At 40.6% G+C, this 6,685-nt stretch carries 5 protein-coding genes and 1 pseudogene; 2 read left to right on the top strand and 4 right to left on the bottom strand.

The window, feature by feature from the left end:
- Window positions 1-1,216 (bottom strand): sulfotransferase (locus tag QUB06_RS01200; protein ID WP_333433881.1); only part of this gene is annotated, 1,216 nt, incomplete at its 3' end.
- A gap of 93 nt (window positions 1,217-1,309) precedes the next feature.
- Complete coding sequence (locus QUB06_RS01205) at window positions 1,310-2,395, bottom strand: glycosyltransferase (RefSeq protein ID WP_333433882.1); 1,086 nt, start codon at window positions 2,393-2,395, stop codon at window positions 1,310-1,312.
- 297 nt (window positions 2,396-2,692) lie between these two features.
- Here QUB06_RS01205 and QUB06_RS01210 point away from each other — a divergent pair, with 297 nt between their 5' ends.
- Window positions 2,693-4,282 (top strand): tetratricopeptide repeat protein, encoded by a 1,590-nt coding sequence (locus QUB06_RS01210; RefSeq protein ID WP_333433883.1) that lies wholly within the window; start codon window positions 2,693-2,695, stop codon window positions 4,280-4,282.
- A gap of 31 nt (window positions 4,283-4,313) precedes the next feature.
- Window positions 4,314-4,499, top strand: a complete 186-nt coding sequence (locus QUB06_RS01215; protein WP_333433884.1) for a hypothetical protein — start codon at window positions 4,314-4,316, stop codon at window positions 4,497-4,499.
- Here the strand turns inward: QUB06_RS01215 and QUB06_RS01220 are convergent.
- On the bottom strand, window positions 4,492-6,246 hold the full coding sequence (locus tag QUB06_RS01220) for a glycosyltransferase family 2 protein (protein WP_333433885.1): 1,755 nt from the start codon (window positions 6,244-6,246) through the stop codon (window positions 4,492-4,494). The genes QUB06_RS01215 and QUB06_RS01220 overlap by 8 nt on opposite strands.
- A 12-nt stretch (window positions 6,247-6,258) precedes the next feature.
- Window positions 6,259-6,685, bottom strand: a pseudogene (locus QUB06_RS01225) (hypothetical protein); the annotation flags it as partial.

Below are 6,685 nucleotides of genomic sequence, written 5' to 3' on the forward strand. Positions count from 1 at the left end.
CCCAAACTTGGCGGTGCAGTTCATAGTATTCTAATTCTTCTTGAGTTTGATGTAACTGCGATTGATAACGCATCACATCAAATTGAGCTTGACCAAGTTGAGTTTTTGTCTCTTCTACTTCCTTGCGACTGTGATTCAGTTGAGCATGGGATTGTTGTAAAACGGACTCGGTTTGTTGTAACTGAGTTTGAGATTTCTCTAAAACGCTTTCTGTTTCATGTAATTGAAATTGAGATTGTTCGAGGAGATTTTCTGCGGTTTTCAGTTGGGCTTTTGTCTGTTCTAATTCTGTTTGACGAGACTGAGATTTTTGCAGTTCCGGTTCTTGTGCGTGCAATTGAGTTTTCAAGGATTTATTATCCTGTTCTAATCGACGCAAATTCGCCCAATCTTGAAAAGCCCAAGTTCGATAGAGAGACGGTTTTAATAATTCTTGCCAAGAAAAATCCGGCGTTTGTTCAGGATGCCATGCTCTGCCTTCTAGTTCCTGATAAAGTTCAATGGCTTCAGGAAAGTAATAATCAATTACTGTTGGTTGCTGACTGTTAGATGAAACCTCTGTTTTCAACATCAAGGGATCGTAAGCGGTAGGAGAAGGATGACTTAAATTAACGTTGAACTTGTGATTAATCGTATCAATATAAGCGGCTTGGTACTGAATAATTGTTTTAACATTCGCAAGCAGACAACGATTTTGTTCCTGGTTATAAAAATTGAGAATTTTTTGGTTGTAATGCTGCCAATATTTAATGGCTAATTCTGGTTGACTTTGAAAAAGTTCGTCCTGTCGCCGATAGAGAGAGTCAGCCACTTCCCAAGGAGAACGATAAATTAATAAAAACCTGGCTTCAGGTAAGAGTTTTGCCCAAAAGTCTAAAAAGAGAGTGGTTCGAGGTTCTTTCCATCCCCAAACTGAACTTAAAGCATTATTTTCTATAATTTGTTTAGCTCGATCAATAAATTCTTCCTTAATTTCTAAATTGTCCTGTAATGTCCAGCCCGCACTACTGAGTCCTTGTGAGTCAAGAATATTCATGTGAAATTCATAGAAGTCAATATTTTCCCAATGACCTTTAATATTGGCCTGATCTGCACCTAACAAATTTCGACCAATGTGAATACCGGCACTCTGCAAAATAGATGCGGTTAAGGAGGTTCCTGAACGGTGCATTCCGGTGATAATGAAAACGCTTTGTTCGGTGTTGGATTTTTGCATTATTTTAGAAGATTTTTCTTCAGGTAAAGTTTATGGGGTTCTATTTTTAGATGACTGTAAATCAAAACTCTAAATAATTTAGGTAAGACAATCTTACCAAATTTGCCGAATATTCTTGAGGATTTCTAAAAAAGCCTGACGCTCTTTGAGAAGACTATGGTCATTGGCGGTTTGTTTCGCTTGGGTTAAAATTTTCCGAATTTTACTTCGAGGATATTGTAAGGCTTGTTGGATTGCATTCAATAAACTTTCTACCCGATACTCTGGACGGATACAATTATACCATGAAAGGCAAAAGGAGCGATTGCCAATACAGTCGGGACAGATCACCAGTGTTCCTAGCGCCATCCCTTCTAAAGCCGGAAGATAAAACCCCTCGCCTTCTTGTTGATGAGGAAGAAATACCGTCATCTTTGCCCAATTTAGCTTTTGTAAATATTCTGCTCTGGAAAGTTGTGCTGTGAGAAGTTCCACTTTTTTTCCTGTTTTTTCTAATTCTTTTTTTAACTGTTGTCCTAAAATAGGTTCTTTCAACGCACAAATTAAAATATCACAATCTTTTTGTTCCCAATCTAAAGGTTGGGGGAGTTTGCTAAGATCCAAGCCACAGGGAATAACGAATAGTTCTCCGTTGACTTGATGAGTTTCTTCTAAATAAGTTTTGATTTCGGGACTGACACAAATCCGAATAGATCTATATTTGAGAAAGGAATAACGAGGATTATCAGGATAGGCGTGTCGGACGTGCTGAATTAAATTAATAATCGGCACCGGTGAATTATTTTTATAGTGTTCATCAAGGAAATGCCAATCCAATCCCTCCATAAAAATTAGAGCAGGATTTACTAGGGGTTCAGATAAGAGGAAAGTTTGATCTGAATTTAACCAAGGATTGTTTTGCTCCCAACTGCTTTGAGGTGTGAAATAAATAAAGGGAGCATAAATCCGGGAAAATTTGACATGATTAAAATAGTCCCAAACCTTTAAGTGCCCACCTGTAAAACCTCCATAATCTCGGTAAAATAACATCGACTGACGAGAGGGTTCCGCTAAGGGGGATGAGGATGGTAGAGTTGTTAGCGATTCCCAAGATGCCATCTCACTTTGAATTTGCTGTAGCCACGACTGCGATCGCTCTAGTTTGTTTCTAATTTCTGGCAATTCCGAAGGCAAGGGCATATATATAAAGTTATTTAAAATGGGTAGAGAGGGGTAAAAACTTGACGAAAACAATCAGGTAGTGACAGGCATATCCATCTCTAAAGGTTGAGTAACTGTTTGCAACTTCCCTCAAGTGTCCATAACCAATATAATGTTATTGTGTCTGCTGGCATCCTTCTTGCTGGTAAGATTTAACTGCTGTTCAAGGCAGATGGAATCAGATAACTGCTCAAAGAAGTTGTGAAAAGTTGTTGACACGCTCAATGGTAGCAGACATGATATAATTGAATCCTAGAAATAATCGAGAGTTGTGATATGAGTATTAGCCATTTTGAGACAGCAAATCAACAGTTACGGACAAGTCAGTTGGAAAAGGCAATTTTCAGCTATGAGCAGGGGATACAAGAAAACCCATCATCCCCCTGGCTTTATTATAACTTGGGGGAAGCTCTCAGTCAACAGGGAAGTTTTGAGGACGCGATATCAGCTTATCAGAAAGCTGTTGAACTCAACGCTAATTCCCCTTGGTTCTATGACCGCTTAGGTACTGTGGAACTGCAAGCCGGACATTTGAGCCAAGCGATCCGTTGCTTTCAACAAGCCATTGCCTTAGAGCCGAATTTTTATGAATTTTACACTAATTTGGGGATTGCTCTCACCCAACAAGGCAATATTGTAGAAGCGATTTCTTCGTTTCACAAGGCGTTAGAGCTTAAACCCAAGGATGCCGAAACCTATTATAATCTAGGACTGGCTCTCGCGCAACAGAACCAAGGGCAAGAGGCGATCGCGACTTACCATCAAGCCTTAGAGATTAATCCTTATTGGTCAGAATGTTATTTATCATTAGCAAAAGTTCAAGAACAGTGCGGTCAAACTGATGAAGCACTCAAACATTATCGTCGTGCTTGTCAACTCAATCCTAATTTAATAGAAGCTTACGAAAAATCACGAAAATCATTAGAAAAGCAGGAACAATGGGAGGAAATCATTAGTCTCTCGCGTCGGTGTTGTCAGGTGAATCCTAACTCTGCAACTGCTTACTATAATTTGGGAACGGCATTAATGCACCAGCAGGAATGGAAAGAATCTGTAACAGCATTAGGTCGAGCTTGTGAACTTAATCCTAATTTAGCAGAGGCTTATGACCCGTTAGGAAAAGCTTTAGCTGCACAAAATGAATGGGAAGAAGCGGTTAGGGTTTATCGTCGAGCCGTTGAACTGCATCCTAACTCTAGTCAGCATCAATGGGGTTTAGCTCAAGCACTGGTGCAAACTCATAACTTGGAAGAAGCAATTAGTGCATATCATCAAGCCTGTGCTTTGAACCAAAGTTCGGCTGAATTATATGATGAATTGGGCCAGACGTTAGCACAATTTTATCAATGGGAAGAAGCGATCGCTGCCTATCGCCAAGCCTTAGAATTAAATCCCGCCAATCCGCGTTCCATTGAAAATCGCTTAGAACAAATTTTAGGCAAACAACGCCAATTTGAAGAGGCTATCGCCTCCTACCGTCGCAGTCAAGATTTTAATCCTGATTCCTTTGAGTCCTATCAAAACTTAGGACAAACCCTCCGACAACAAGGTGCAATTGAAAATGCTATTGTTGCTTTACGTCGAGCTTGTATTCTCAACCCAGGTTCTGCCGTTGCTTATCACGTTTTAGGTCATACTTTTGCTATGCTTCAAAAGTGGGATGAAGCGATTAGTTGTTATCGCCGCGCTTGTGAGATTTATCCAGATTCTCCAGATATTAATTTACATTGGGGAGAAGCATTAGAACAGAAAGGAAATTATCAAGAGGCAATAGCTTATTTCCAAAAAGCAATTAACCTCAAACCGGAGTTTGATTTGGCTTATGAAGGGATGGGTCGTGTGATTTCAAAAAAAAAAGGGAGTTAATTTAGATCCTCTCTCTCGATATCAAGAGATATTGAAAAACAGTCCTAATGCTCCTGAGATTTATCAGGAGCTGGGACAACAATTGCATCGTCAAGGCTGTTTAAAAGAAGCCATTGATTGTTACGGCAAAGGGATGGAATTGCAGGGCGAACCGATTCATTTATGGTTCTATCGCAATTTAGGAGAAGCGTTGTTAGAACTTGAGCAAGCTATTTGAGATTAGCAGAACCCAACCTAGACTTTGATATCGAATCTAAATCATTGGTGTCAATTGATAAACTCCTTTTCAGATAAGAATGATAACGGTCTAGGAATTTTGCTTTCTGCTGTTCATTGCCGATATCTGACATCAAGCGTACTAGCCAGAGGAATGTTTGAGTATAGGCCTGGGACTCCAAGGGACGCATCCAAGGTTTAACGGTGGGGCGTGAAAAATAGTTTTGCAGAAGTTGTTCTGACTCTTGCGCCATTTGAGCGATGGTTTCAGCAGTATAGGGTTGGGGTTCAGGACAGCAAACTGTTGGCTGTTCTAAACAAACTGCCGCCGCCCCCCTTGAGGATAAATTTAGTAGCAGGTCAAGGGTAGCGGCTTGTTGAGAGAATTGGGGGTTAAAGCCACCATAACGCTGTAACCAACTGCGCCGAAATAGAATTGTGTTAGTTCGGATGAATTGCCACAGTGTTGGTAACATCCAAATATGAACGCCATGCAACCCTTCCCGTCCTTGTAAAACGGAATTAAAGGCTGCAATATTAATGGCATCACTCCTACTACCGGAAGGGGTTTGCCAAGCACTGAGGACTATTTCTAAAGAACCTGCTTTCTGTTCAAAGCAAGCGACTTGTTGGGCAAGTTTTTCTGGCAAAAATACCTCTGAGGTATTCAAAAAAGTCACAAATTCCCCTTGGGCGATGTCCCAACCTTGATTAAAGGCGGCTACAATCCCTTGAGAGGGTTGATGGATGTAGCGGATTGAGGGATATTCTGCTTTGAGTCGCGATCGCATTTCCTGTGTAAAACTATCATCAACGACGATAATTTCAAAGTCAGTCAGGGTTTGTTGGTAAACACTGTCAATGCTTTGACGCAGAGGGAGAGATGCAAAATCGTGGTTCTTTACATGGGTGGTGGGGATAATCACACTAGCTCTAGGGGTGTGGTTGGGAGAGAAGGGAGTTAAGTAAACAGTCGCATCGGCACTATTGCCCGCAAAATGACCTTGGAGAAAGGTTTGATTCTGTTGTGCTTCGGTTCCTTGAAATGCTTCTAAACGATGTCCTGGCAAATGGTTGTAATCATGGTTTTGATGAATCGCGGTAATTAATTGACTGGCATTGATGACCGGAATCTTCTGTTTGATGGCTTCTCCTACCATCCAGTTATCCCAGCCTGCGCGTCCAACGGCAAATTTTGGTAGTTGGGAAAATAGAGGTTTGGGGAAAACGAAATAATCTAAGGCTCCAACGCCACTGAAGGTTCCGGATTGATGAACGCGATCGCGTAAATTTTGTTCCCAATGGGAATGATGAAAGTTTAAGGGTTCAGTGAGATCCAGATTCCAACGTCTTCCTATGATTAAAAATTGCTGGTACTGGGTGATAACTTGTTGAACCGTTGCCAGGAAGTCACTGGTTAAGATAATATCCGAATTAACATAGGTTAAGATCGGGTATTTCGCTTGTTGGGAAGCTTGGAAAAAAATATCATTTAACAGGGGAGTTCCCTGAGTATTGATTTGGATCTTGGGAATGTGGCGTAAACCAAACTCTCTGGCAGTTTCTCTTGTTCCCTCATCGTTTCCCAATAAGATAATTTCCGGTTGGGGTTGCAAGTGTAACCAACTTTGAATGGCATTGCGTTGAATAATACCAATCTGACCGATAAAGGGTTTAGGAACTGCAAAAATTGTGAGGTTTAAGGTGGGTTGAAGATTAGGAAGAATTGATAAAGGGCTAGCTGTCATAATCTATCCTCACTAATCTTCTAGGGTTTCTGCTAGAACTTTTGCCAAGAGTTTGACTATCGCTGCATTATCTGATTTAGATTTTGTGCTAACGGTGAGTTCAGGTTGGGGTTGAACTTGAGTTAATTGGGTTTTAGTTTGTTCCAGTTCCGTTTGGAGTTTGGTGATTTCTTCTTTCTGTTGATGAAACTTAGCAACATATTGTTCTAACTCAACTTGTACTTCATCCAGTTGGAATTGGGTTAGTTCCAATTCTTCTCGAACTTCATGGAGTTCAGAACGAGATTGATCAGATTCTTTTTGGGTTTGTTGAAGTTGGGTTTGTAATTGTTCCTGTTGGGTTTGAGATTGTTTAAGGTCGGTTTGGGTTTGTTGAAGTTGGGTTTGTAATTGTTCCTGTTGGGTTTGAGATTGTTTAAGGTCGGTTTGGGTTTGTTGA

Origin of the sequence: Microcoleus sp. D2_18a_D3, from assembly GCF_036702455.1 — a bacterium.
Classification (GTDB): domain Bacteria; phylum Cyanobacteriota; class Cyanobacteriia; order Cyanobacteriales; family Microcoleaceae; genus Microcoleus.

Coding starts and splice junctions, on each gene's coding strand:
- QUB06_RS01205 (WP_333433882.1), bottom strand. CDS start 2,395: ATGCCCTTGCCTTCGGAATTGCCAGAAATTAGAAACAAACTAGAGCGA.
- QUB06_RS01210 (WP_333433883.1), top strand. CDS start 2,693: ATGAGTATTAGCCATTTTGAGACAGCAAATCAACAGTTACGGACAAGT.
- QUB06_RS01220 (WP_333433885.1), bottom strand. CDS start 6,246: ATGACAGCTAGCCCTTTATCAATTCTTCCTAATCTTCAACCCACCTTA.